At 37.1% G+C, this 25,183-nt stretch carries 26 protein-coding genes; 17 read left to right on the forward strand and 9 right to left on the reverse strand.

Annotated elements, in window-relative coordinates; all coding sequences use genetic code 11:
* The 15 genes from HNP77_RS11480 (at nucleotide 1) to HNP77_RS11545 (ending at nucleotide 13,054) form a co-directional block, all read left to right on the forward strand.
* A complete protein-coding gene (locus HNP77_RS11480) occupies nucleotides 1–924 on the forward strand; it encodes a PLP-dependent cysteine synthase family protein (protein ID WP_184653501.1) in 924 nt (307 codons plus the stop codon).
* Nucleotides 925–1,210: 286 nt separating this feature from the next.
* The gene (locus HNP77_RS11485) at nucleotides 1,211–2,020 is read left to right on the forward strand and encodes a MetQ/NlpA family ABC transporter substrate-binding protein (RefSeq protein ID WP_184653503.1); all 810 of its coding nucleotides are present in this window, start codon (nucleotides 1,211–1,213) and stop codon (nucleotides 2,018–2,020) included.
* Nucleotides 2,021–2,034: 14 nt separating this feature from the next.
* Nucleotides 2,035–3,042 (forward strand): methionine ABC transporter ATP-binding protein, encoded by a 1,008-nt coding sequence (locus HNP77_RS11490; protein WP_184653505.1) that lies wholly within the window; start codon nucleotides 2,035–2,037, stop codon nucleotides 3,040–3,042.
* A 1-nt stretch (nucleotide 3,043) separates the two neighbouring features.
* Nucleotides 3,044–3,706, forward strand: a complete 663-nt coding sequence (locus HNP77_RS11495) for a methionine ABC transporter permease (RefSeq protein WP_184653507.1) — start codon at nucleotides 3,044–3,046, stop codon at nucleotides 3,704–3,706.
* Nucleotides 3,707–3,722: 16 nt separating this feature from the next.
* Nucleotides 3,723–4,289 carry a 2-oxoacid:acceptor oxidoreductase family protein gene (locus tag HNP77_RS11500; protein ID WP_343042571.1) on the forward strand — a complete coding sequence of 189 codons (567 nt, stop codon included), beginning with the start codon at nucleotides 3,723–3,725 and terminating at the stop codon, nucleotides 4,287–4,289.
* Nucleotides 4,267–4,557 (forward strand): 4Fe-4S binding protein, encoded by a 291-nt coding sequence (locus HNP77_RS12310; RefSeq protein ID WP_221266587.1) that lies wholly within the window; start codon nucleotides 4,267–4,269, stop codon nucleotides 4,555–4,557. The genes HNP77_RS11500 and HNP77_RS12310 overlap by 23 nt, the downstream gene beginning before the upstream one ends.
* On the forward strand, nucleotides 4,557–5,738 hold the full coding sequence (locus HNP77_RS11505; RefSeq protein ID WP_221266588.1) for a transketolase C-terminal domain-containing protein: 1,182 nt from the start codon (nucleotides 4,557–4,559) through the stop codon (nucleotides 5,736–5,738). The genes HNP77_RS12310 and HNP77_RS11505 overlap by 1 nt, the downstream gene beginning before the upstream one ends.
* Before the next feature lies 1 nt (nucleotide 5,739).
* Nucleotides 5,740–6,633: a thiamine pyrophosphate-dependent enzyme gene (locus tag HNP77_RS11510; protein ID WP_221266589.1), complete on the forward strand. Its 894-nt coding sequence runs from the start codon at nucleotides 5,740–5,742 to the stop codon at nucleotides 6,631–6,633.
* A 313-nt stretch (nucleotides 6,634–6,946) separates the two neighbouring features.
* Complete coding sequence (locus HNP77_RS11515) at nucleotides 6,947–8,284, forward strand: phenylacetate--CoA ligase family protein (RefSeq protein WP_184653511.1); 1,338 nt, start codon at nucleotides 6,947–6,949, stop codon at nucleotides 8,282–8,284.
* A 22-nt stretch (nucleotides 8,285–8,306) separates the two neighbouring features.
* Nucleotides 8,307–9,131, forward strand: a complete 825-nt coding sequence (locus HNP77_RS11520; RefSeq protein WP_184653513.1) for a transporter substrate-binding domain-containing protein — start codon at nucleotides 8,307–8,309, stop codon at nucleotides 9,129–9,131.
* A 78-nt stretch (nucleotides 9,132–9,209) separates the two neighbouring features.
* Complete coding sequence (locus HNP77_RS11525; RefSeq protein ID WP_184653515.1) at nucleotides 9,210–9,896, forward strand: amino acid ABC transporter permease; 687 nt, start codon at nucleotides 9,210–9,212, stop codon at nucleotides 9,894–9,896.
* 5 nt (nucleotides 9,897–9,901) lie between these two features.
* Nucleotides 9,902–10,594 (forward strand): amino acid ABC transporter permease, encoded by a 693-nt coding sequence (locus HNP77_RS11530; RefSeq protein ID WP_184653517.1) that lies wholly within the window; start codon nucleotides 9,902–9,904, stop codon nucleotides 10,592–10,594.
* The gene (locus HNP77_RS11535; protein WP_184653519.1) at nucleotides 10,595–11,359 is read left to right on the forward strand and encodes an amino acid ABC transporter ATP-binding protein; all 765 of its coding nucleotides are present in this window, start codon (nucleotides 10,595–10,597) and stop codon (nucleotides 11,357–11,359) included.
* Nucleotides 11,360–11,390: 31 nt separating this feature from the next.
* Nucleotides 11,391–11,894, forward strand: a complete 504-nt coding sequence (locus HNP77_RS11540) for an L-2-amino-thiazoline-4-carboxylic acid hydrolase (protein WP_184653520.1) — start codon at nucleotides 11,391–11,393, stop codon at nucleotides 11,892–11,894.
* 2 nt (nucleotides 11,895–11,896) lie between these two features.
* On the forward strand, nucleotides 11,897–13,054 hold the full coding sequence (locus HNP77_RS11545) for a pyridoxal phosphate-dependent aminotransferase (RefSeq protein ID WP_184653522.1): 1,158 nt from the start codon (nucleotides 11,897–11,899) through the stop codon (nucleotides 13,052–13,054).
* Here the strand turns inward: HNP77_RS11545 and HNP77_RS11550 are convergent.
* The 9 genes from HNP77_RS11550 to HNP77_RS11590 form a co-directional block, all read right to left on the reverse strand.
* The gene (locus HNP77_RS11550; RefSeq protein WP_184653524.1) at nucleotides 13,020–13,217 is read right to left on the reverse strand and encodes a hypothetical protein; all 198 of its coding nucleotides are present in this window, start codon (nucleotides 13,215–13,217) and stop codon (nucleotides 13,020–13,022) included. The genes HNP77_RS11545 and HNP77_RS11550 overlap by 35 nt on opposite strands.
* A 134-nt stretch (nucleotides 13,218–13,351) precedes the next feature.
* On the reverse strand, nucleotides 13,352–14,551 hold the full coding sequence (locus HNP77_RS11555) for an SH3 domain-containing protein (RefSeq protein WP_184653526.1): 1,200 nt from the start codon (nucleotides 14,549–14,551) through the stop codon (nucleotides 13,352–13,354).
* A 25-nt stretch (nucleotides 14,552–14,576) separates the two neighbouring features.
* Nucleotides 14,577–15,713 (reverse strand): YARHG domain-containing protein, encoded by a 1,137-nt coding sequence (locus HNP77_RS11560; RefSeq protein ID WP_221266590.1) that lies wholly within the window; start codon nucleotides 15,711–15,713, stop codon nucleotides 14,577–14,579.
* A gap of 9 nt (nucleotides 15,714–15,722) precedes the next feature.
* A complete protein-coding gene (locus HNP77_RS11565; RefSeq protein WP_246428938.1) occupies nucleotides 15,723–16,910 on the reverse strand; it encodes an SH3 domain-containing protein in 1,188 nt (395 codons plus the stop codon).
* 1 nt (nucleotide 16,911) lies between these two features.
* Complete coding sequence (locus HNP77_RS11570) at nucleotides 16,912–18,321, reverse strand: RNA-binding domain-containing protein (RefSeq protein ID WP_184653528.1); 1,410 nt, start codon at nucleotides 18,319–18,321, stop codon at nucleotides 16,912–16,914.
* A 61-nt stretch (nucleotides 18,322–18,382) separates the two neighbouring features.
* Nucleotides 18,383–19,417: a tyrosine-type recombinase/integrase gene (locus HNP77_RS11575; protein WP_184653530.1), complete on the reverse strand. Its 1,035-nt coding sequence runs from the start codon at nucleotides 19,415–19,417 to the stop codon at nucleotides 18,383–18,385.
* Complete coding sequence (locus HNP77_RS11580) at nucleotides 19,407–20,363, reverse strand: tyrosine-type recombinase/integrase (RefSeq protein WP_184653532.1); 957 nt, start codon at nucleotides 20,361–20,363, stop codon at nucleotides 19,407–19,409. Before HNP77_RS11580 ends, HNP77_RS11575 begins: the two co-directional genes overlap by 11 nt.
* Complete coding sequence (locus tag HNP77_RS11585) at nucleotides 20,356–21,585, reverse strand: tyrosine-type recombinase/integrase (RefSeq protein ID WP_184653534.1); 1,230 nt, start codon at nucleotides 21,583–21,585, stop codon at nucleotides 20,356–20,358. The genes HNP77_RS11580 and HNP77_RS11585 overlap by 8 nt, the downstream gene beginning before the upstream one ends.
* Nucleotides 21,586–21,721: 136 nt before the next feature.
* Nucleotides 21,722–23,086: a Y-family DNA polymerase gene (locus HNP77_RS11590; protein ID WP_184653536.1), complete on the reverse strand. Its 1,365-nt coding sequence runs from the start codon at nucleotides 23,084–23,086 to the stop codon at nucleotides 21,722–21,724.
* A 98-nt stretch (nucleotides 23,087–23,184) separates the two neighbouring features.
* Between HNP77_RS11590 and HNP77_RS11595 the strand changes: the two genes are divergently transcribed.
* Nucleotides 23,185–23,712, forward strand: a complete 528-nt coding sequence (locus HNP77_RS11595) for a GNAT family N-acetyltransferase (protein WP_184653538.1) — start codon at nucleotides 23,185–23,187, stop codon at nucleotides 23,710–23,712.
* Between the two features lie 55 nt (nucleotides 23,713–23,767).
* Nucleotides 23,768–25,183, forward strand: a complete 1,416-nt coding sequence (pdxR, locus tag HNP77_RS11600; RefSeq protein ID WP_184653540.1) for a MocR-like pyridoxine biosynthesis transcription factor PdxR — start codon at nucleotides 23,768–23,770, stop codon at nucleotides 25,181–25,183.

Here is a 25,183-nt window from a genome sequence, read left to right on the forward strand (position 1 = left end):
ATGAAGTATTTTGATTCGATGCAGGCTCTTGTAGGAAATACACCTCTTGTAAAACTCAGCAATTCTGACATTCCGGAAGGTATTCAGCTTTTTGCAAAACTGGAACTGTATAATCCTTCTGGAAGTGTTAAGGACAGAACCGGCCGCTATATGGTTGCTGATGCAGAAAAAAAAGGACTGCTTAAAAAAGGCGGAACAATTGTAGAAGGAACTGCCGGCAATACAGGACTGGGAATTGCTTTTGCTGCCTTAAAAAACGGTTACAAAGTTATATTTGTCGTACCTACAAAATTCAGTCAGGAGAAGCAGACTTTGATGAAAGCTTTGGGAGCTCAGATTATTAATACTCCTCGAGAGGAAGGAATGCTTGGAGCTGCAAAAAAAGCAGAAGAAATCCGTTCTCAGATAGAGGGGGCAGTTTCTCTCGAACAGTTTTTAAATCAGGCAAATCCTCTGGCACATTATGAAACGACAGGTCCTGAAATTTATAATGACCTTGACGGTAAGATAGATTATCTTGTTGCGGGAGCAGGAAGCGGCGGAACTTATACAGGAATTGTCCGATACTTGAAGGAACGTAATCCTGAGATAAAAGGGGTTCTTGCTGATCCTGAAGGTTCAACAATGGGTGGCGGTGAACACGGGGATTATAATATAGAAGGAATTGGAAATGATTTTATTCCTGAAACAATGGATATGTCTCTTGTTGATAAGGTAATAAAAATTACTGATGATGATGCCTTCGGCGGTTCAAGATTTCTTGCCCGTCGTGAAGGAATTTTTGCCGGTAGTTCCAGCGGTGCGGCTTTTTCTGCTGCAAAAAAACTTGCACTGGAACTTGCAGAAAAAAAACAGAAGGCAAATATCGTAGTTGTTTTCCCGGATCGTGGAGACAGATATTTCAGTAAGAATCTTTACGAGTAAAAAATTAAATAAATAACCTATATTCCCTATTGACAAAGTAGGGTATATAGGTTATTGTGACTTATCTTTTTACGGAGGTGCAGGAATGGTTTTATTTTTTGAAAAACTCGTCAGAGAAAATTTCCGCAATGGTGTCATGTGCCGCTCGTGCTGTACCTCATGTGTCAGCACTTTATAGTTTTTACTAACTAATCATTCTATTTTTAATTTTCTCATTTTTTCTGGATGTGTGAAGATTGTTCTTTATCTTCAACACGGTAGTTCAAATTATTCAAGGAGTTATTTTATGAAAAAGATTTTTGGTTTAGGTCTGGTATTAGTTGGAATGGCTGCAGCATTAGTTTCCTGCAAGAAAGAGGATGCTCTTAAAGTTGGTGTTTGTGCCGGTCCTTATGGAGACATGTTTGTTGAAGCAATTCAGCCTCAGCTTGAAAAGAAAGGTTACAAAGTTAAGATTATTGAATTCTCTGATTATGTTCAGCCGAATAATGCTCTTGCAGAAAAAGACATTGATGTAAATATGTTCCAGCATTCAACATATCTTAAGAAGTTTTCTGCTGATCATAAACTGGAGCTTTCTTATCTGACAGAAATCCCTACAGCAGCAATGGGAATCTTTGCAGACAAGTACAAATCGGTTGATTCACTTCCAGCCGGTTCTGTAATTGCTATTCCTAATGATGATACAAACTTAAGTCGTGCACTCCGTGTTCTTGCTCAGACCGGAGCAGTTACTATTGATCCGTCAGCAGATCCTTCTAAGGCAACTGTAAAAGATCTTTCGGAAAATCCAAAGCATTTTACTTTTAAGGAAGTAAGTGCCGAAATTCTTCCGAACGTACTGGACAGTGTAGGAGCTGCAATCATAAACGGAAACTATGCAATTGGTGCAGGACTTAAGCTTACTGATGCAATTTATAATGAACAGCTTCTGCCTGGTTATTTCAATGTTATTGCAGTTCGCACTGAAGATATTGAAAAAGACTTTGCAAAAGATATTTATTCAATTGTTCATTCTGATGAATTCAGAAAAGTTATTGAAGATCCGAAGAAGCAGTACGCTGCATTCGGAAGGCCGTCCGGTTATCTGGATTAAAAGAAGGAGGCGCTATGATTAGTTTTAAAAATGTAGATGTTGTTTTTAAGGAACACAGGCAGACTGTTCATGCCGTTAAGAATGTTTCTTTTGATATTGAAGACGGAGATGTTTTTGGAATTGTTGGTGGAAGTGGAGCCGGTAAGAGTACCCTTTTAAGGACAATCAATCAGCTTCAGAAGATAACTTCAGGAGAAGTGATTGTTAATGGTGTTTCTGTTAAAGGTCTAAAACATAAACCGCTTCATGAACTTCGCAAAAGTGTGGGAATGATTTTTCAGCATTTTAATCTGGCAGAGAGCAAGACTGTTTATGAGAACATTGCTTTTTCTCTGGAAGATGCAGGCTGGAAAAAGGAAGATATTGAAAAGCGTGTAGATGAACTTTTGGAATTTGTAAAAATTACGGATAAAAAATATGTTTATCCTGCAAAACTTTCAGGAGGACAGAAACAGCGCGTTGCAATAGCCCGTGCGCTTGCAAACAATACTAAGATTCTTTTGTGTGATGAACCAACCTCTGCTCTTGATGCAGAAACAACGGCATCGGTTTTAAAACTAATCAAGGAAGTAAACGAAAAGCTTGGTGTAACTGTCGTAATCATTACTCATGAACTTGACGTCGTTAAATCAATCTGCAGTAAAGTTGTAGTAATGAAAAACGGAGAAGTTGTTGAAAAAGGTGATGTTTACGAAGTTTTCACCAATCCGCAGAATGACTTTACAAAAGAACTGCTTGCGCATGAACAGAATTTTAAATTCCCGGAAGAAATCTGGAACAGTGTAAATGGTGATATTGTAAAACTGGTTTATAAAGGTGAAGCGGCAACTGAAAGCGTCCTTTCAGAAATAACTGCAAGGAATCACGTTAAGTTTAATATTCTTCACGGCAAGATTGAGTATATTAGTTCTAAACCTCTGGGTATTCTTTTTGTAAATCTCTCTGGAGATGCGGCAAATATAGAAACAGTAAAGCTTGAACTTGCTTCAAAAATTTATCGTCTTGAAAAGGTGGTGGCATAATATGATAGAAAGTATTCTTAGTATTCGCGGTGAAGTTGTCATCGCACTGTATGAGACATTTTACATGGTAGCAATTGCACTTTTGTCTGCAATTATTTTTGGAACTGTTCTCGGGCTTATTCTTTATGTAACGTCTAATCCTCTGTTTGTAAAGAATACTCCTGTAAACAGAGTAATCGGAATAATACTGAATATAATCCGGTCGGTACCGTTCCTTATCCTTATGGTTCTTCTGCTGCCTCTTTCAAAGCTTGTAGTTGGAACAAAGATTGGGTCAGAAGCAGTTGTGGTTCCATTATCAATTGCGTCTACGGCATTTCTGGCCAGACTTGCAGAAGCCAGTTTTTCTGATGTAAGTAATGGTGTTGTTGAGGCATTTTTGTCTACAGGAGCAAGCAAGTTTAAAATCATTACAAAGATTTTACTGCCGGAAGCACTTCCTTCGCTGGTAAAAAATATTACGGTTACTGCAATTTCTATTTTAGGTTTTTCAGCAATGGCCGGTCTTGTAGGCGGTGGTGGTCTTGGGGATTTTGCTTATCGTTACGGATATCAGCGCTACCGTAGTGAAATACTTATGGTATGTGTTGTAATTCTTATTGTTCTTGTTCAGCTTATTCAGACTGCAGGTGATTTTCTTGTAAAGAGAATAAGCCGCCGTTAGTTTTCAGGAGGACAATGTGATTGAAGTTTTATGGCATGGCAGGGGAGGTCAGGGAGCCTTTACTGCTGCAAAACTTTTGGGAGCTGCTTTTTCTGTAGAAGGTGAATTGAATAATGCTCTTGCATTTCCATCCTTTGGTCCGGAACGCAGGGGTGCCCCGATTGTTGCTTTTACTAAATTAAGTAAGCAGCCGATTGGAGACAGAAGCCAGATAAAAAAAGCTGACTATGTTGTATTTCTTGATGACACATTGTTTTCCGAAAAAGCATTTGATGAGATTAAGAGCGGCGGAAAGATTTTTATAAATACCAGACGAGATTTTAAGAGGGAAGGGAACTTATCTGATTCCCGGCTGTCATCTATTGTTACCTTTGATGGTGACAGTCTTGCAATGAAAATTCTTTCCATGCCTGTGACTAATACGGTAATGCTGTCACTACTGGCAAAAGAAAGTGGAGTTGTATCAGCAGGAGTTTTAAAGAAAGCGATGGAACTTTATATGCCGCCAAAACTGTTCCAGAAAAACTCTGCTGTAGTTGATGCAGTCTTTGGAGGAATAAATGAAACCCTTTCTCAGAAATAAAAATCCCGTTACTTATGAAGAAATTCCAGAGGCTACTGCTTATGAGGCAGGTTACCTCGTCACAAAAAATGCAGGTTGGAGAAACATCCGTCCTGTTATTGATATAGAAAAATGTAAGGGCTGTCTTCAGTGTTATCTGTATTGTCCGGATGGTGTCATTTACAAAAACGACGGTAAGGTAGCAGTTGATTATGACTTTTGTAAAGGCTGCGGTATCTGCAAAAAGATATGCCGGTTTTCTGCTATAACTATGGAGGAGGAAAAGTAATGTCAAAGAAATTTCTTTCCGGCGATGAAGCTTTTGCTTATGGCATAAGACTTGCACGGCCGGATGTAATATCTGCTTATCCTATAACTCCTCAGACTGTGGTTGTAGAAAAGCTTTCTGATTTTGTGGAAGACGGTTCCCTTAAGAGCAATTTTATTCATGTTGAATCAGAGCATTCTGCTTTATCCTGTGCCATGGGGGTAAGTGCAGCAGGAGCAAGGGCATTTACGGCAACTTCCTCCCAGGGACTTTTGTATATGGCTGAGTGTCTTGTATATGCCTCCGGCGGTCGTTTTCCTATTGTCATGATGAATGCAAACAGATCTACGGCTCTTCCATGGAATATTTACGGGGATCAGAGGGATTCTCTTGCGCTTCTTGATTCAGGATGGATTCAGTCCTACGCACAGGACGGACAGGAAGCTCTGGATATGGCTTTAATGAGTTACTACATTGCAGAACATAAAAAAGTGCAGACTCCTTTTATGGTTAATCTTGACGGGTTTGTCTTAACTCACACTTATGAAGTTGTGGATGTACCTGAACAGGCACAGGCTGATGAATTTCTGCCTTCATTTGAGACAGAAAATAAATTCGATTTTGAAAGTCCTAAAAATCTTGCATTTTCTGCCGGACCTGAAACGAATACTTTTTTTAAGGTAAAAGAGCATCTTGGCCTGCTGAATGCTTCCGCAGTTATATCAGAAGCAGAAGAGAGGTTTGCTAAGATATTTGGAAGAAAATATTCGGGACTTACTGAAAATTATAAAACAGAAGATGCTGATTATATTATCCTGACGCTGGGATCTGTAAGCGGACTTATCCGTCAGGCTGTGGATGAATTGAGGGACGAAGGATTAAAGGCCGGTCTTGTCCGTATAAGATATATGCGTCCGTTTCCTGTCAGTGAAATATCTGCAGCAGTAAAAAATGCAAAAGCCCTGGCTGTTCTTGAAAAGGATGTTTCTTTTGGTGCCGAAGGAACTGTTTATACAAACGTTAATTCTGCTCTGAAGAAAAACGCTCTGGAAATTCCATCTAAAAATTTTATTGGAGGACTGGGGGGCAAGGATATCAGTCTTAGAGAAATAAAAGATATTTTCTTAAAGTTGAAGGATGTGTCGGAAGGACAAAAACTTTCTGATGTTAATTTTCTTGGTGTTGATGTAAAAGGGGAGTAAAGTGATTACTGCGAAAAATCTGAACGAAGAAGAATTTTTTTATGGACACAAGGCCTGTGCAGGTTGCGGCGGTAGTCTTGCAGTAAGGATAGCCCTCAAGGTACTGGGAGAAAAAGCTGTTGCTGTATTGCCAGCCGGATGTATGAGTGCCGTTGGGTTTAATTATCCTCAGCTTTGTTTTTCAAATAATGCAATTATCTCTACTTTTGCCGGTACTGCGAGCATGATGACAGGAGTACTTGCAGGTCTGCGTGCCCGGGGAATAACTGATGCTCAGGTTGTGGGTTTTGCGGGTGATGGCGGTACTGCTGATATTGGTATTCAGGCTCTGTCAGGTGCAATCGACCGTAATGATGACGTGCTCTATATCTGCTATGACAACGAAGCTTATATGAATACGGGAATTCAGAAAAGCTCCCTTACGCCTTTCGGTGCCAGAACTACAACCACACCTGCCGGTAATAATATAAGGGGAAATATCCGTCCCAAGAAGAATGTTTTTGAAATTATAGCTGCGCATGATATTCCTTATGCAGCAACTGCAACAGTAGGATATCTTCAGGATTACATTAACAAAGTTGAGAAGGCCTCTAAAATCCGCGGGACAAAATTCATTCACGTGATTGCACCTTGCCCTACAGGATGGGGTGTAAAGACAGACGAAACTGTTGATGTGGCAAAAGAAATTGTTGATACAGGATTGTGGTATCTTGCGGAATATGAAAACGGAGAATTTACATTGAATCATAAGCCGGAAAGCTTCAGTTCCGTAGAAAACTATCTTAAGCGCCAGGCAAGGTTCCGTCATCTTACAGATGATGATATTCAGGCAATAACTGCAGGCCGGGACAGTAAATGGGAGCATATTTTAAAGTTCTGGAATGTAAAAAAATAATTTTTTAAAAGATATTGACATAAATCAGTGATAAAGTGTATAAAGTAATTACCTACTAAATAGATAGGAAAACTAATTAAACACATTCGGAGGTAGAAATGATGGCTTTGTATTTTGAAAAACTCGTCAGAGCAAATTTTCGTTTTGGACGAATGTGCTTCTGCTGTTAACTCTTCACTTTAATTTTTAATCATTAATTACATTTTTAATCGGATGTACGGTTTTTTTATGTGTACCGTGTCCGGAATCCGCAATTATTAAATAACGAACGTTCGTTATTAGTGCGGGAATGCTATATCTATGGAGGAATGCTATGTCAGCACCAGATGGAAAATATTGGAATAAAGAACTTGAAACATTACCGAGAGAACAGCTTGAAGCAAAACAGCTTGAGGATTTGAAAGAGATCGTTCAGTTTGCCTACGATCATGCACCTTATTACAAACGTTCGTTTGACGAAGCAGGAGTAAAACCTTCTGATATTCACACACTGAAGGATATTCAGAAGTTTCCTTTTATTAATAAGAAAACTCAGCGTGACACACAGGGAGTAGGTTCATTCCTTGGAGAACTTGCAGCTGTTCCGGAAGAAGATGTTGTGTTTGTTTCTACGTCTTCAGGTTCGACTGGGGTTCCGACAATGTCGCCTTTTACAAAAAAAGATTTTGATGAATTCCAGGATACAGAAAGCCGCTGGTTCTATCAGATTGGAATGAGGAAGAATGACCGTTATGTTCATGCCCTTAATTTTTCTCTGTATGTTGGAGGACCTGATGTAATCGGTGCTCAGAATTTAGGTGCGCTTTGTATCTGGGGAGGAACACTTCCAAGTGAACGGCTTCTTTTTATTCTTAAGACATATCAGCCTACGATAATCTGGACAAGCCCAAGCTATGCATGGCAGCTGGGAGAAAAGGCAATTAAAGCTGGTTATGATCCGAAAAAAGATTTCAGCATCAAGAAGATTATTGTTGCAGGAGAAGCCGGCGGTTCAATTGATTCAACCCGCAAGGCAATAGAAGATTTGTGGGGAGCTGAAGTTTTTGACTTCTACGGTCTCTCGGATATTTTTGGTGCATGTGCTGCAATGTGTGAAGCAAAGGACGGACTTCATATTGCTGAGAATCATATTCTTGTAGAAACAAGGGATATTCATACAGGAGAAATTCTTCCTCCTGGAGAAACAGGTGAACTTGTATTTACAACATTAAGAAAGCATGCTCGTCCGCTTATCCGCTTTAGAACTGGAGATATCGGTCGTATTGATTATACTCCATGTAAGTGTGGAAGAACCCATGGCCGTATTCATATTCAGGGTCGTCTGGATGATATGTTCATTGTAAGTGCAGTTAATGTATTCCCTAGTGATATTGAAGCTGTAATTCATGAACTTAAAGAAGTTACCGGTGAATATCTTATCCGTATTTTTGAAAAAGATTTCACCTGCAAGTATGCCGTAGAAGTAGAAAAAGCTTCCGGTAATACAGAAACAGATGAAGCACTTGCAGAAAAAGTATCGGCAGCCCTTAAGGCTCGCATTGGTGTTAAGCCGGCAAGAGTAGTGGTTCATCCAGATGGAGGTCTTAATACAAGATCTGAACATAAGTCAAAGCGTGTAATTGATGAAAGAAACATTGATTACAATATCTGATTTTTTTTAGAGGAGAAATATTATGAATAAGAGTAAGGAAATAAAAATTATCGCAGCTATTGCTGGAGTTTTGACATTGTTTGCATCATGCAATAAATCAGGAAAGGATTCTAAAGTTGTAGAAATTATTCTTGAAGCACAGAATGCTCCGTATACTTATGAAGATGAAAACGGAAATCCTGCCGGTTATGAATATGAAGTTCTTAAGGCAATTGAAAAGAAACTTCCTGAATGGAAATTCAATTATCAGGTTCTTGATTATGAGACAGCACTGGCTGGTGTACGCACCGGAAAGTACACTCTTGATGCAGGATGTAAATTCAGAACGCCTGCAAGAGAAAAGGCATTTCTTGTTTCTGCACCATACAACTACTTCTTTATGAATCTTGTAGTTAAGGCAAATAGCGGTATTAATGGTCTTGAGGATATGAGCGGAAAATCAATTTCACCTATTGTTGCAACTGACGGACGTGCTGTTGCACTTAAGGACTGGATTGATGGTCATCCGGAAGTAACTGTTGACTTTAAGACTCTGGCTTCTTCAGGAGCAATGGCAGATGAAATCGCAAAAGTAGAAGACGGTGTTTTTGATGCTGCATATCTTTCTGCAGAACAGGCTAATGCAATTTTGAGCGAGGCAAAATATACGGATCTGAAAATTACAAAGAGGGTAGACGGACGTGATACTGTATTCCTTATTAATAAAGATAAGAGGGAATTTCAGAAGGCTGTTAATAAAGCACTGGAAGAACTTACGGCAGACGGAACTTTAGGAGAACTTACCGTAAAATTCTTTGGTGAAGATAATTTTGAAGTTGCAAAAAAGATTGGTCTTAAAAAAGACTGAGATGTAATGCAGTTCTTAAAGAAAGCCGTTTGTTTTATATAAGCGGCTTTTTTTTAATGTTTCGGAAAGGAGAGTATTTTGTGGCGCGGACATGAGTTTTTTATTTCTTCTTTACCGGCTCTTGCTGAATTTATTCCGGTAACGATTTTTTATCTGACTGTACCTACTTTAATTTCGTGGGTTCTCGGAACTTTGATATGTATAGTCAGAACAGGCAGAAAGAATGTTTTATATTATGCAGTTTCGCTGTTCGTTTCTTTTTTCAGGGGAACTCCGGGACTTGTGCAGTTATATATTGTTTTTTTTGGTCTGCCTAAATTATTTTCATTATTTGGAATGAATATAAATGCATGGGATGCAGGATTTTTTTATATAGTAGCAACGACGGCAAACTTTTCTTCATTTGTTTCCGAAGCCCTGCGTGGTGCTTATGAGGGAATTGATAAAGCACAGATTGACGCAGGATATTCTGTTGGATACAGCAGGATTCAGTGTTTTTTTCATGTAACGGTTCCGCTTACTGTAAAGATTGCGCTTCCAAATCTTAAAAATCTCGAAATAGATTTGCTGAAGGGAAGTGCAGTGGCTTATGTAATCGGAGTTGTAGACGTAATGGGTAAGGCAAATAAAATCATTTCACTTCACAGAGGCTATGGACAGATCTGGGTTCTGCTGGCTGCTGCAGTGATATATTTTTTTCTTACGACCGTGGTTGAATTTATTTTCAATATGGCGTTGCGTCATTTCAGAAGGTATGAGGTTTAAGAGAAATGAATCTTGATTACGGATTTATGGTATCCATTATACCTGTTGTTGTTAAGGCGCTGCCTGTTACCCTTGAGTTAACGGTAATATCTTTACTGTTAGCTTCTGTTATTGCTTTGGTTTTTGGAACTGTTCTTATCAGGAAGGTATTTATCCTTAATAAGCTTGTGCTTTTTTTTAACACTTTCCTGAAGGGTGTTCCTCTGATAGTTCAGCTTTTATTCTGTTACTATGCCATTCCTTATGTTCTTGAGAAGGCAGATGGAATTTTCGGATGGCACTATGATCCCCGGGCGCCGTCTTACTTTGCATTTGCTGTTGTAGCCTTTGCATTCAATTACGGAGCATACCTGACAGACGTAGTGGTTTCCTCTTATGGGGCTGTTGATAAGGGACAGTATGAAGCTGCCTGTGCTGTGGGAATGACGCCCTTTCAGGCAATGATTCATATTGTTGTTCCGCAGGCACTTGTGATTTCCCTTCCAAATCTGGGGAATTATTTTATGTGGCTGCTTAAGGCAACAAGTCTTGCATCAGTTGTAAATGTGTTTGAGATGCTGTCGGTTGCAAAGGCATCAACGGCAGAAAACTATGCAATTCTTGAAGGTTATCTTGTAGCTGCAGGAGTATATTGGATTGTCTGTTTTTTTGCAGAAAAACTTATCTCGAAACTGAATGTCAGGATGAAGAGGTGCTGAATGGATTACGTACTTGAAACAAAAGATATACGGAAAAAAATAAACGGAAAGACCATTCTTGATGGAGTAAGCCTTTCTGTAAAGGAAGGTGAGGTTGTTGTAATTCTCGGTCCTTCCGGTTCAGGAAAAACCACTTTTTTACGTACGCTTAATTTCTTAAATCCTGCAGACAGCGGGACTGTAAATATTGCAGGAACTGTTGTTGACAGTGCAAGGCATACTAAAAAATCTGTGCTGAAACTGAGAAGAAAAACGGGAATGGTTTTTCAGAATTACAATCTTTTTAAAAACCGCACTGTGATTCAGAATATAACGGACGGACTGACAGTTGTACGGAAAATTAAAAAGGAAGAAGCCCGCAACCGGGCTATGGAACTTTTAGAGAGAGTTAATCTTACGGACAAAGCAGATTCTTATCCGGATCAGCTTTCAGGAGGACAGCAGCAGCGGGTAGGAATATGCCGTGCTCTTGCACTTCAGCCGGAGGTTATTCTTTTTGATGAACCGACTTCTGCCCTTGATCCTGAACTGGTTGGAGGAGTTCTTAATGTCATGCGGGATGTTGCCTCTACAGGTATCACTATGATTGTAGTAACTCACGAGATTCGTTTTGCCAGGGATGTTGCGGATACTGTCGTGTATATGGAAGACGGAAAAATAGTTGAATCAGGTTCACCAAAGGACGTTCTTGATAAACCTAAAAACGAAAAGACTATAAGGTTTTTAAGAAGCCTTTTGAATGATTATTCAGAGTATTATATCTGATTTTTAGATTAAAGATATTATGGAGGAAAAGATGGCATTTGAGAATAATAAACCGACTTTAAGAAATTATGGCGTAGACGGAATGAGGGAAATCAGTCAGAGGCGGGCAGCAACTATTGCAAACATGATTGATTCAGCAAAACAGCACGGTATTGATGATTCCTTTGCCAGAGAGGGAATTGCAAAATATGGCCGGGACAATGCAGAAGCAATGCGTAAGGAAATGAAAAATCCTGATGACTTCAAGGAATTTGCAGACTCTTTTGGAACGGATCATAACCGGGATATTTATGAAATGGAAGTTGTAGAAAAGACAGACAGCAGGCTTGCCATTCACTTTCATTACTGTCCGTATGTAGAAGAGTGGAAAAAGCAGGGCCGCAGTGAGGAAGAAATTTCTAAGCTCTGTGAAATAACCATGGCAGGTGATCATGAATTTGCAAAGGCATTTCCTTGTCTTGATTTTAAACTTGACGGAACCATTGCAGACGGAAAGAATGTATGCAGACTTTTGTTCACAAAGAAAGGAGTGTGAATATGCCGGAACTTTCAGACAGGACAGCGGGATTTACGGACAGTGTTATCCGCCGTATGACCCGTATTTCCAATCAATATAATGCAGTAAATCTCTCTCAGGGATTCCCTGATTTTGAACCGCCTGAAAAAATTCTTCAGAGACTTGCAGAAGTTACACGAGAAGATTTTCATCAGTATGCGGTTACCTGGGGGGCTCAGAATTTTAGAGAAGCCCTTGCAAAAAAAATTACGCATTTCTCCGGGGTTGATGTTGATCCTAATGCCGAACTGGTAGTTACCTGCGGAAGTACGGAAGCAATGATGGCTGCCATGATGAGCGTTACAAATCCCGGGGATAAGGTAATTGTATTTTCTCCATTTTATGAAAACTACGGAGCTGATACTATTTTAAGCGGTGCACAGCCGATATATGTTCCTCTTATTCCGCCGGAATTTAATTTTGATGCTGAGGTTCTGGAAGATGCATTCAGGCAGAAACCGAAGGCTATTATAGTCTGCAATCCTTCTAATCCTTGTGGTAAAGTTTTTACCAGGGATGAACTGCAGATTATTGCTGACCTTGCAAAAAAATATGACGCCTTTGTCATTACGGATGAAGTTTATGAACACATTCTTTACAAGCCGAATGTTCATACTTACATGGCATCTTTACCGGGAATGAAAGACCGGACCATAACCTGTAATTCCCTGTCCAAGACCTATTCCATTACGGGATGGCGCCTTGGTTATACTCAGGCAAATCCTGAAGTTACAGAACGCATAAAAAAGGTTCATGATTTTCTGACGGTAGGAGCGGCTGCTCCTTTACAGGAAGCTGCGGTTGCCGGACTGAATTTTGGTGATGATTATTACGAAAGCCTTCAGCAGAAATATACTGAAAAGCGGAGTTTATTTTTAAAGGGGCTTGATGACATTGGGTTGATTCATACTGAGCCGCAGGGAGCATACTATGTTCTTATTGATATAAGTGAATTCGGTTATGAATCTGATCTTGAGTTTGCAGAAGATTTAGCGAGAAAAGTCGGGGTAGGGGCTGTTCCTGGTTCCAGTTTCTTTAAGGAAAAAGAAAACCGCTATGTAAGGCTTCACTTTGCAAAAAAAGAAGAGACTCTTGATGAGGCACTTAATCGTCTGTCTCTGATTCGGAAGAAGATTTAGTTGTTCCGTTATGTGACTGTGCAGTTTTTTCAATCAGTTCTTCAAAACCTTTTAAGGCTGCAAAGGGCATGAAAATTTTTGCACGGTCACTCAGAGGCATTTTTTCTTTTAGTGACGGCTGCGGCCACTGTGTGTTTATTATATCGTCATAACGACCTTTCATGCTCGGTGTTATCCCTTCTTTTTATAAATCCAAACTTTTCAAACTTACCCCATATATTACATATAATTAAACAGTTGAAAGTTTGGATTTTGTTTTTATTATCTTTACCATAACAAGTTCTTCGCAAAAAGAACTTATTCCAAATATCCGCCGTAGCACCAGCCTGTGGTTCCTGATTTTATTTCTTTACCGTCTTTATCTTTCGCGCCAGAAAGAACCTCTACCTGTACCCAGTTGCTGTTTATGCCGTCGATTGTTTCGGCTTTGCCAAGTTGCAGGATTTTGACTTTTGAGCCTTTTTGCATGGTTGTGATTACACTGCTTGATGTTGCTTCCTGAGAACGAAGGCGAAGATTGTCGTTGCAAGTCATTACTTTGCTTACAGCTACGTTTGTTGATGAAGCTGAATCCAGATTATCAAAATTGATGTGTTCTTTATTCCACTGCTCGCGCCACTGTGAATCCCAGGTATTTTCGATTCGCCAAAGGGTGTGTGTGTCTGTTGTCCAGTTTATAGTCAGGAAATACCAGTCGCCGTTTGGATGATAGGTGATGGATTCTTCGGTTTCATTCTCAGGAATGGTGTAATTTAACACCTCACTTTCTTTTCTGTTAAAAACCCTAATAGTTTTACGCTTGTTATTTAGAGTAATTACATAATCTGTAGTTTCATAAGCTGTTGCATTCCATCTGCATCTGACTCCATCAATGTATAAATCATTATCTGAATCTAAAGTCAGATGAGGAGCATAGTTTCCATTATTAAGAAGTTTACTTGTTTCTTCTGCATTACGGAAATTTTTCTGATTTTGCTTTTCATCTAGTGAGGGATGAACTATGCAGTGTATCTTATTATTATGATCTTGAAAAAACAAAATATCTGTTTCTTCATCATAATATGAAAGTTGAGAAGAAACCTGGCTATTAGCATTCACCACATATTTTCTCTTGCCGGAAGACCGATCAATTGCAATGCTGGCGGCATCAGTCCATTTATAAAAGAAATAGTTATTTGAGACAGCATATAATCCAAATAATTCTGAAGCGTAGTATATATCTGAAAAATCATAAGAATAAGATTTAGCTATTTGGAATGTTTTTGAATCTAGTTCATAAAGAATATTTTTATCATCATTGTAAATAAAAATAGAACCATTTTTATCACAAAACATGCGATTCCCAGTTTTACCATTATAAGCATCCAGTTCATAATTATGAACAATTTTGACTTCTTTAGTATTCGAAAACTGTTTTACAGCTTTGAGTTCAAGGTTCTGACACCATAAAAATGTGCTTATGAAAAGTAAAGTTATAAATATGAATGTCTTTTTCATTTACTGTATCTCCAAATATAATTTACTATTTCTCTAGCTTTTGTATCATTTCAACAAGTTTCTGGCGGTGAGCTGGAAGTGTAATTTCGCCGGATGATTTGCCTTCATCTGTGTACCAGACTTGCTTATCGAAATACTTTGATAAATCTGCGCTCTTAAAATGAACGCCGTAAATTGCAAAGATTGTATTTCTCAAAAGGCGGAGTTCGGCTTTGCTCAAGGTTGGAAGAACCTTGTTTACGTACTTGCCGTAAGAGTCGTCTGTGTAACCGTTTATTGCCATTGCGTAAAAATCTGGATCACCCCAGGTACGGCGGATGCGGAAAACTTCGGTGTACTCTTTGCCGGTAATGTAATAGTAGATGTTACCGCCAAAGCCGACGTACCAGCTAAAAGAATAGTCTTGTCCACTTTTCCGAATTTCTGAATATAAGTTCAGATTTTTTAAATAAAAAATATTATCATCATTTAAATAACATCCAAGGACGTTACCAAGACTTCCATAATTTTCAGAAAAATATCTATATCCTTGGAGATCATATTGCTGCAATGTATTGTGTTCTTTATAGTATGTGTTTCCCCAAATCAAAACATTGTTTCTAATAAAATCATTATAAAGACTCAGCTCTGCAGCCTTTTTTTTGCTCTGCTCATATTTTTCGGGATCATATTGCTTCAGATATGCCATTGCCTCTTCTTCTGAATAAATACGTCCAATTGAATCTATGGCACCGCCTAAAAAATAAACTATATAACCGCTATCTTTTTTGAGTATAAAGCTTATACCAGGATTTGTATCACTGATGTATTTATAAGGTGTACTATTTATTGAATACTCAATAGAATCCGAATAAACTCCCCAATAATCATTTCCTAATACCAAGAGTAATGGTGCGTGTTCACTTAAAAACGGTTTTTCTTCTTTTGAAATTGCTTTAGTTTCAAGATTGATTGTTACTATAGTTCCGGGCAAAGGATCCTGTACAACCAAGAGATTGTTTACTTCATTAAAATATATTCCTAGTGGAAAATGCCCCATTCCACCTCCGGGATATCTTTCATACTTTACATCTTCTAAGACTGCAATTTTTTCAACTTCCTGCGCAAAGCAGAAAAGACTCATTGTGAAAATAATTGCTGTAAATAAAATTGTTCTTTTCATATTCAAACCTTATTCCAAATATCCGCCGTAGCACCAGCCTGTTGTGCCTGTTTTTATTTCTTTACCGTCTTTGTCTTTTGCGTCAGAAAGAACTTCTACCTGAACCCAGTTACTGTTTATGCCATCGATTGTTTCTGCTTTACCAAGTTTCAGGATTTTGACCATTGTGCCTTTAGCCATTGTTGTAATGATTTTACTTGATGTTATTTCTTCCGCTCGCAATCTAAGATTATCAACTGTAGTAAATATTTTACCAATTTGAATGTTTTCTTGTAATGAATTGCTTGGATTCCATTTCTGCTTAGCTTCTGAAGACCAGTTGTTTTCGATGCAATAAAGCAATAGTTCTTTCTTTTCGTTTGAATAGTCTAAATAAAATAAATCTCCTGTTTTAGAAAGTGCTGGGAAATAAGTCCTGCTGATTGAATATTCATCTTCTGTAAATTTATAACTGGTTAATAATTTTGCGTTTGAGTTTTGAACAAGAAATCTTCTTCGGTTGCTGACATAGTAGGAATTGCCTGCTAAATCTTCTCCGATGAAAAAAGAAGAATTCTTTGGAATTATATATTCAACAACATTATTGATAACTAATTTATTTTCATTATTTATTCTGATATCTGAAATCTTTGCTTTTGATAAATAATTGTTTATCTGCTCATTATTCATTGTACTGTTATTTTCTTTTAACAGATATATACCGTCCTTTGCATAATGAAACAACAAATCATTTTTCTCATCATAAATGAAACTATATTTAACAACATCACCAGGTAATGATATCTCCCATTTTACATTTCCATTCCAATCAATGAATATTATTGATTCATTTTCATTATATAAAAGAAGACCAACATTATATGCTTTGATTAAATTAGGAAGACAAAGAAGATTTTTATTTACTGGAATAAATCGTTCACATTCAAATTTTGCATTGAATACATATATTTTTAATGCTATCTGATCAAAGATAATCAAGTTATTATTTTCATCAAAACAAATTGCAGATGGACCTTCCCAATAGTACTGATCCCCTACTGCTAATCCATCAGGGATATTATATTTATCAGAAACTCTGGAAATGCCTTTTTCAAGCTTGCCTGAATCTAAATTTTTAATTAGCTTCTGTTGTATTTCTGTTTGTGCAAAAACACTTGAAGTCAAAAACATCAAAATAAAAATAAATATTTTTCTCATTTTATTCTCCTGCATTTAATATTTCCCAGAAACCAGTTTTATTGGAACCTGAGCGTTTTATATAACCTTTCTGTTTGAGAACTGCAATTGCATTATCAACGGTAGTCTTTCCAACTCCAACCAGTTGTGCAATTTGAGGTTTTGTAATATTTGGATTATTTCGAATTTCTGAAAAAATCTTGGACTGGGTATTATTAAGCTGTGAATTATCACCCGTTTTATTACCCACTTTATCACCCATATTGTTAATCCAATTAAAAGGGATTTTTACAACAATAGAGTTCTCGTGAAATTCGTAAGCACTTTTTCCGTATGTGCTGGTAATTTTAGGAACCCCGCGTCCAGTTTTTTCACTGATATGAAGTTGTAAGAATATTTCTGAAAGTTTCTTATTTACAGGAACAGATTCACCTCTAAAAAATCCTTCAAGCGTCTGTTCTGGTGGTAGTATTCCCCGAGAAAGGATTTCAATTTTATCTGAGAAAACGGTAATCATCGGTTCATTTTCTGTTACCCATTTATTATGAACAAACGCATTTATAACAGCTTCCCTGAATGCATCATTTTCAAACAAAGGAACATCCTTTCGCTCAACAATTCTATCTTTCTCATCTGCCTGGAGAATATTCAAGACATCTCCATAACGAAGAACTTCATCAAGCGTATACAAAATACACTGGTAACCAAATTCGCGGATAGAATACATTTTATCTGCTTTTGTCTTTCCTGAGAAAATGGCAACCCTTAACGGAATCTGAGAATTATCAGAAAGCAACTGTGCAAGAATGTTATATTTTCCATCTTCTGTAAGAAGATTAAGGTTCTTTTTGAAATTATCAGGATTAAGTTTCAGACCTTTTGCTCCATAATATATAAAAAGTTTCTCAAAAGTTAAATCCTGATACTTAGATGGTGTGTTTTCAATTGTAGGAAAACCATGTCGAAGGACATCAAATAAATAAGATTCCTTTTCCGGATACTTTCTGAGGCTTTCTTTACTTGAGCCAATTCGTATAAAACGTTCGTTATCAAAACTTGTAGGAACTGTTCTTGCAGCTGGAATAGTAAGAACAACAACCTTTTTACCCTCATAATTAGTTTCTTCAAAATTGAAATTTAAATCTGGATAAATCTGTCGTGCAAGAAAATGTTTTAAAGGCTCATTTTTAATATCCATGTTGCAGTTGAAATTCGTACCTGTAACATCATGAGTTTCATTATGAATTCCCCAGACAAAATAAGCATTTTTTCGACCTTCAATTGCAGCACTGTTTGAGAGAGCAGAAATATACTGTCCAAGTTGAGTCTGATCAAACCAGTTTTCTTTAAACTCAAACCATTCACGTTCAGTATCATAAGAACGGAGTTCATCTAATAATTCATGTAATTGATTATTCACTTTATCACCCATGATGATTATATCACACATGGGTAATAAAGTAAGTAATATGGGTGATATTTTGCCACAAAAATTATCTTGGTAATCCAAGAAATTCAGATAATGAACCATCATCCATTTTCCATTTTTTAGGAAGCGATGTCTCCTTTTCATCTTCAAGTGTTTCCAGAGCTTTTGCTTTTTCATCTATGGTAACATCTAGATATTTCATAGTCGTTTCAACACTTTCATGTCCAAGCAGGAATTTTATCTGAACAATATTCATTCCATCTTCAAGCCAATGTGTGGCTTTTGCATGTCGTAATTGATGAGAATGAAGATTTATTGGTATTTCCAGACTTTTTGCACTACCTGCTACTGCGTATTTCTTTATACGTTTTGCTATGGCTGGCTGAGTTAATTTCTCCTTCCGATTTCCCACAGGCGAGAAAAATAAGTAATCTTCTGGATTTGGATTTTTACCATGAACGGATTCAATATACCCATTCAAGTTGCTAACCGTTCTTGGCATCAGAAAAGCAGTTCTTATTTTCTCACCTTTTCCAAATAAATTCATATAAGGATGAGCTCCCTCTAAGAATAAGTCTTTTATCTTTAAAGATAAAATTTCATTAATTCGCGCTGCAGAACTATACATCAACATTAAAAGCGTATAATCTCTTCGGCCTATCTTAGTTCTCAAATCAGGTTGATTCAATAATTCCTGAATTCCTTTTTTTGAAACACCTGTTACTTTCTTTTTAACAGTTTTTAATCTGTGAATATTTCTTGACTCTTCATACAAATACATAAGTTTTATATCCTTAAAACCAAGATACTTCAAAAAACCTCTGAATGTACTTATACGATTGTTACAGGTATCTGGAGAACAATTGCGTTCATTTTTTAACCAGAGTATCCATTTTTCTATATATGTTCTTTCAAAAGCTTTTCTTGATAGATTTGAAGAAGTGATACCTTCCTTTTCTAAAAATTTAACATATAAAACCAAAGTATCTTCATAAGATTTCAGAGTATCTTTTGAACGGCTTAAAAATGCAGGTGCATAATTGTAAAGATAATCTGATATATATTTCGAAAATTTTATAGCTTCCGCATTATTCTTCATAATTCACCTCTTTTATTATTTCATTCAAATCAGATTCTGTTTTATCTTTTATAGTTTCACTAAGACGCGGGACTATCGAGTAATAATAGAGTGTAGATACTAACTTTTTATGTCCCATAGATTTAGACAAGAAAAACAATTTATCATTGAATTCGAATGAATCAGTTTCCCAACTATTTATATTAGTTGTTGCATAGTTGTGCCGCAAATCATAAGGCACTGCAGATGTTTTATTAGCTCTGTACCAGCACTCCCTAAAACATCTGCTAAGCCAGCTTTTATCAAAAAAAGAACCATTAGATTTTTCAAAGAAATATGTTCGATTTTTTTTCAATTTATCCATTGCAAAATCATATTTCTTTAACATATCAACGGTAGAGGAATGAAGCGCAACATAATGTTTATCAGAGCCTTTCCCTTTTCGAATTTTAAGAATGCCGTTCTCAAAATCGACATCTTCTCTTTTTAATAATCTGGCCTCTGTTGTTCGAATTCCTGAACTATATAGCAATCGGAAAAGAACCGGAACAACAAGGTTCTTATAATTGGAAAATCTTCGACCATCTTTACAAATATGATCACATTCAAAAAAGAAAGCCTTCAATTCTTCTTCTGTGAATGAATGTGGTATATATTTAGATTTCTCAGACTTCATGAGCACCGGCAGTTCAATACATGCCAAGCCCCTTTGATTAAGAAATTTTATAAAAGCTCTAACAACTTTTATTCTTGTATTTCTAGATCCATTCAATTCAGAAGATCTTTTTTGACACCAAGAATCAATCATTTCTTGTGTTAACTCTTTCTGATCTGCATAGTTTTCATAACAAAATTTTTCAAATCGTCTTAAAGCTTGTATATATACACTATTAATACCACTAGAAACATTTTTATAATTGAGAAAAAGTTCTATCTCCGTTCCTAAGTTCTTTTCTATCTCAGTCATTTGTAAATACCTCCTCTGCAATCGGAAAGTTTTCTAAGCTAAGTGCAAATGGTCTTAAATGTTCTATATCTGCTTCAAGATATGGCTCTAAGGAAGTTGGTTCGACATATCCCAAAGTTGCACTTATTACAGGTTGAGAAAATCCACCTGATGCCAATGCAGTTGCAATATGGTGTCTGAAAATATGCGTTCCTCGTCGTTCACCTTTATTCTGCCTAAGCCCAGTTATTTTAAATAACCTATTTGAAATGCTATAAATACCATTGCTATTGAGGGCTTCATATGGAGAAAACGACTTAAGAAAAAGAAATTGACTCTGTTTTTCTGGCCTCTCAAATTTGAGATAATCGTATATTGAATTTCCAACAATTGGCAAAAGAGGTAATTCAACCAGATTTAAGGTTTTTGACTGGTATAAAGATATTTTATCTTTTTGCCAGTCTATATTTTCCAATTTAAGATTAGCTACATCACAAGCCCGTAGTCCATAGTAAAGCAAAATATTCAGGATAGCCTTATCTCGTAATGAAAAATGATTGTCCATCAGCTCATGCTTTATTACTTCACATTCTTTTACTGTTAGAAACTGATAAAGCGTTCGTATTTTCCTTATTTCTGGTACATAGTTCATAATTCTTTGCACATCAGAATCTTCAAGATTTACCTGTAATGCTGTAGTTATGGCTTTTTTATAAGAGTGACTTTTATTTAGTTGATTATTCTCATCAAGAAAAAAAGCTTGCACATCTTTTTCTGTCACCTTACCTAATGTTGCAAATCCTTTTTGCTGAAAAAACTTAAGAAAACATGCAGCTTTTCTTACACAGGCACTTATAGTAGTTTCACTATGACCTTTATTAGTTGCATAGGAAATGTAGTTATCAACCAATGATTTAAAATAGGGATTTAAGCATAAGTAAGCACTTTTGACAGGCTGCAAAGGATTTCTTTTATTATAAGATGGACTTTTATTATTTTCTTCGAAGTCGCTGAAAGTGCGATACATCGAATGAAGTTTATATTCCACATTAACAGAAGGTCTTTTTCCTTCGATTCGATATTTGCATAAATCAATATAAGATGCAAAATCCTTGTCTTTTCCATGTTTTTGAATCCAATGAATTTCAAAAATATACTTTTTGATAGTCGACTCTGCATATTGCTCATCTTTCATTGCTTTGAACAAAACATCCGATGTCGCTATTAATTTTTCGATATTCATAACAATATCCTCCTTGTCTTGAATATCGAAAATAAAATCCAAACTTTTATATTGTCAAATCTCTATATAATAATAAAATATGCTAAAGAGTTTGGATTTCTTTTTAGTTAAGATAAATTCAGAAATCCAAAAGTTTTCATTTTTTGTGACCTCCTATCTGCCGGTTCCTTTCTATAGTTGTGGCACCTTCTTCAAAATCACTTCCTTTAAGTATTGTGTTTTTACCGAACTTGTTCTGAAGTTTAAGCATGGTTTCCTGAAGTGAGCGTTCTTTTTTCTGTTCATGAACTGTGGTGAATAGATCTGCCTGTTCTTCTTTTTGAGGAATAACTTTTTCTGCCGTAAGGTTCAGTCTTTTTGCAAGAAGAGTTTTGTCGATTATCCTGTCAAAAACAGTTAGTACTGCGTCGGTTATTTTACTCATGGAAGAAGTTTCTGCACTTAGCCTTATGCTTCCGTGGTCAGACTTTGGAACTTCACGTCCGTAACGGTCGATTTCAAAATCTCCTTTATAATTTTCAAGAGGAGAACTTCTGTCATAAGAAATTATCAGGGTAAAAGTTGCAGAAGCAAGCTGTTTTGTAACCAGTTCCTGAGAAAGGAATTCTGCCATTTCTTTTACAACGATTCTTGTTTTTTCCCATGTGTAGGGACATGACAGAACCTGTCCTGAGGTTATGCTTTTATAACGGCGTTTATAATTTTTTATGTGTTTTATTGTACAGGGTTCATATCCCCAGGCATGATCTATTAGAATTTCTGCATCGATTCCAAAGAGTTTGTAGAGGGACTGCGGTGCATCCAGGGAACGGCGTGCAATATCTCCCATTGTATGAATTCCGATTTTCAGGAGACGGTTTGCAATTCCATTTCCGATTCTCCAGAAGTCAGTTATCGGGGTATGATTCCAGAGCGTTCTTCTGTATTCATCAACTGACAGGGTAGCAATGCGTACTCCGTTTTCATCAGCCTCAACATGTTTTGCAACAATATCCATTGCGATTTTGCAGAGGAACAGATTTGGTGCAATGCCTGCTGTAGCCGTAATACCGGTTTTATTCAGTATTTCCTGAATGATGTTTTTTGTAAGAGTCTTTGCATCTGTTTTGTATAGGTTCAAGTAGCCGGTTGCATCAATGAATACTTCATCAATGCTGTACACGTGAATGTCTTCATGGCTGAAATAGTTTAAGTATATTGAATAAATTCTTGCTGAATATTCCATGTAGAGTGCCATGCGGGGCGGGGCAATTATGTATTCAAGTTTTTTTCCTGTCCTTTGCTCAACTTCTTTTGATTTCTGTATGACTTCAAAAAGCCTGCTTCTGCCGGAAAGTCCGTATGCTTTAAGGGAAGGGGTTACGGCAAGACAAATTGTTTTTTCCGTGCGTGATTCATCTGCAACAACAAGATTAGTTGTCAGCGGGTTGAGATTACGCTCAACACATTCAACAGAGGCATAAAAAGATTTTAAGTCGATTGCAATATATGTCCGTTCCATTCTTGCTGCGTAATAAAATGTACAGTAAACATTTATGATTCACAAGATATTAATTGTAAGGTATTGACTTTTAATGAACTCAAAAATATTGTGGAATAATGAGTAATATAAAAATACGTGATGTAAATTTAAGTGATGCAGCAAGGCTTGCAGAAATATATTCATACTATGTAAAAAACACGGCCATATCTTTTGAGTACGATGCTCCTGATGAAAAGGAATTTTCTCAGAGAATTTCTTCCATTCAGAAAAATTTTCCATATATCTGCATTGAAGAAAACGGCAGGATAACGGGTTATGCTTACGCTTCTAAGTTTCATCCCCGTGCAGCCTACAGTCACTGTGCGGAACTTTCCATTTATATAGAAAAGAATTCAAAGAAAAAAGGCTTTGGAAAACTTTTGTACGAAGAACTCCAGAACCGTCTGGAAAAACTCGGCATATTAAATTTATATGCGTGCATAGGTGTTCCTGAAGTTCCCGATGAATATCTTGATTTTAACAGTCAGCATTTTCATGAGCATCTTGGTTTTAAAACAGTGGGCTTATTCCATAAATGCGGCAGAAAGTTTAACCGCTGGTACAACATGATCTGGATGGAAAAACTGATTGGAGTGCATGAGTAAAAAGTAGAAAAAATTTTATAATTTCTGCTTTCGGTAAAGGTTAAGGGGAGTCTGTATGCTTACATACGACATGTCAGAAAAAAATAAACCGCTGTACAGGCATCTTTATGAGTGCATTCGGGCGGATATTACTTGTGGAAAATTAAAGAGCAGCCAGAAGATGCCTTCAAAAAGAACCCTTGCGGAACATCTTGGTGTCAGTACGATTACGGTAGAAAATGCCTATGACCAGTTGATAAGTGAAGGGTATATGTATGCTGTTCCGAAGCGGGGGTATTTTGTATCTGATATAACGGGATTAAAGCTTTCTTCTTCTCAGGATATAAAAAAACTTCATATCCTTAAGCCGGTAAAAAATACTGAAAATTTTTTTGATTTTTCTTCAAATAGAACCGAGCGTTCGGATTTTCCTTTTTCAGTCTGGGCAAAGCTTATGCGGGAAACAATTTCTTTAAAAGAAAAAGAACTTCTTATTGATTCCCCCTGCGAAGGCGTAAGGGAACTCAGGGAAGCAATTGCAAATCATCTTTCTTCTTTCCGGGGAATGAATGTAGATCCTGATCAGGTAATCGTTGGTGCCGGAACGGAATATCTTTATACGCTTTTAATAAAACTTCTCGGAACAGACAAGGTTTTTGCAATAGAAAATCCCGGATATAAAAAACTTTCTTCCATATATAAGAGTAATGGAACAGAGTGCTGTTTTATAAATCTTGACCGCAGCGGCATGAATGTTGAAGAACTCATTCAAAGCGGGGCAGATGTTGCACATATAAGTCCGACACATCACTTTCCAACGGGAATTACAATGCCTATAAGCCGCCGTTATGAAATGCTGTCATGGGCAAACGAAAAAAATGGGCGGTACATTATAGAAGATGATTACGACAGCGAATTCCGGCTTAACGGAAAACCGATTCCATCTCTGCAGAGTATAGATGCCTTTGAAAAAGTCATTTACATGAATACCTTCTCAAAATCCCTTACTTCCACATTCCGAATCAGTTACATGGTCCTTCCGGAACATCTTGTAAATCTGTTTTTTAAGAATCTTTCTTTCTATTCAAATACAGTTTCTACTTTTGAACAGTATACCCTTGCGTCTTTTATCAGCGGCGGTTATTTTGAAAAACACATTAACAGAATGCGCCTCAGGTATGGAAGAAAACGCACCAGAATTCTTGAGATGATAAAAAAGATTTTCTCTCCTCAGGAATGTCAGGTTATAGAAAATGATTCCGGACTTCATTTTCTGCTTTCCCTTAATACAGAACTTTCTGACCTTGAGTTACAGAAAAGACTTCTTCAGAAAAAAATTAAAATAGGAAGCATTACGGATTATTACATGACGCTGGAAAAAAATTCCCTGAAACTCCCGGACAGACATCAGTTCATCTTAAATTATTCCGGAATTGACATGAACGGTCTGGAAGCTGCTCTCAGGGAAATTAAGTCCTGCATGTATGTTTAA

Source organism: Treponema rectale, assembly GCF_014202035.1.
Lineage (GTDB): Bacteria > Spirochaetota > Spirochaetia > Treponematales > Treponemataceae > Treponema_D > Treponema_D rectale.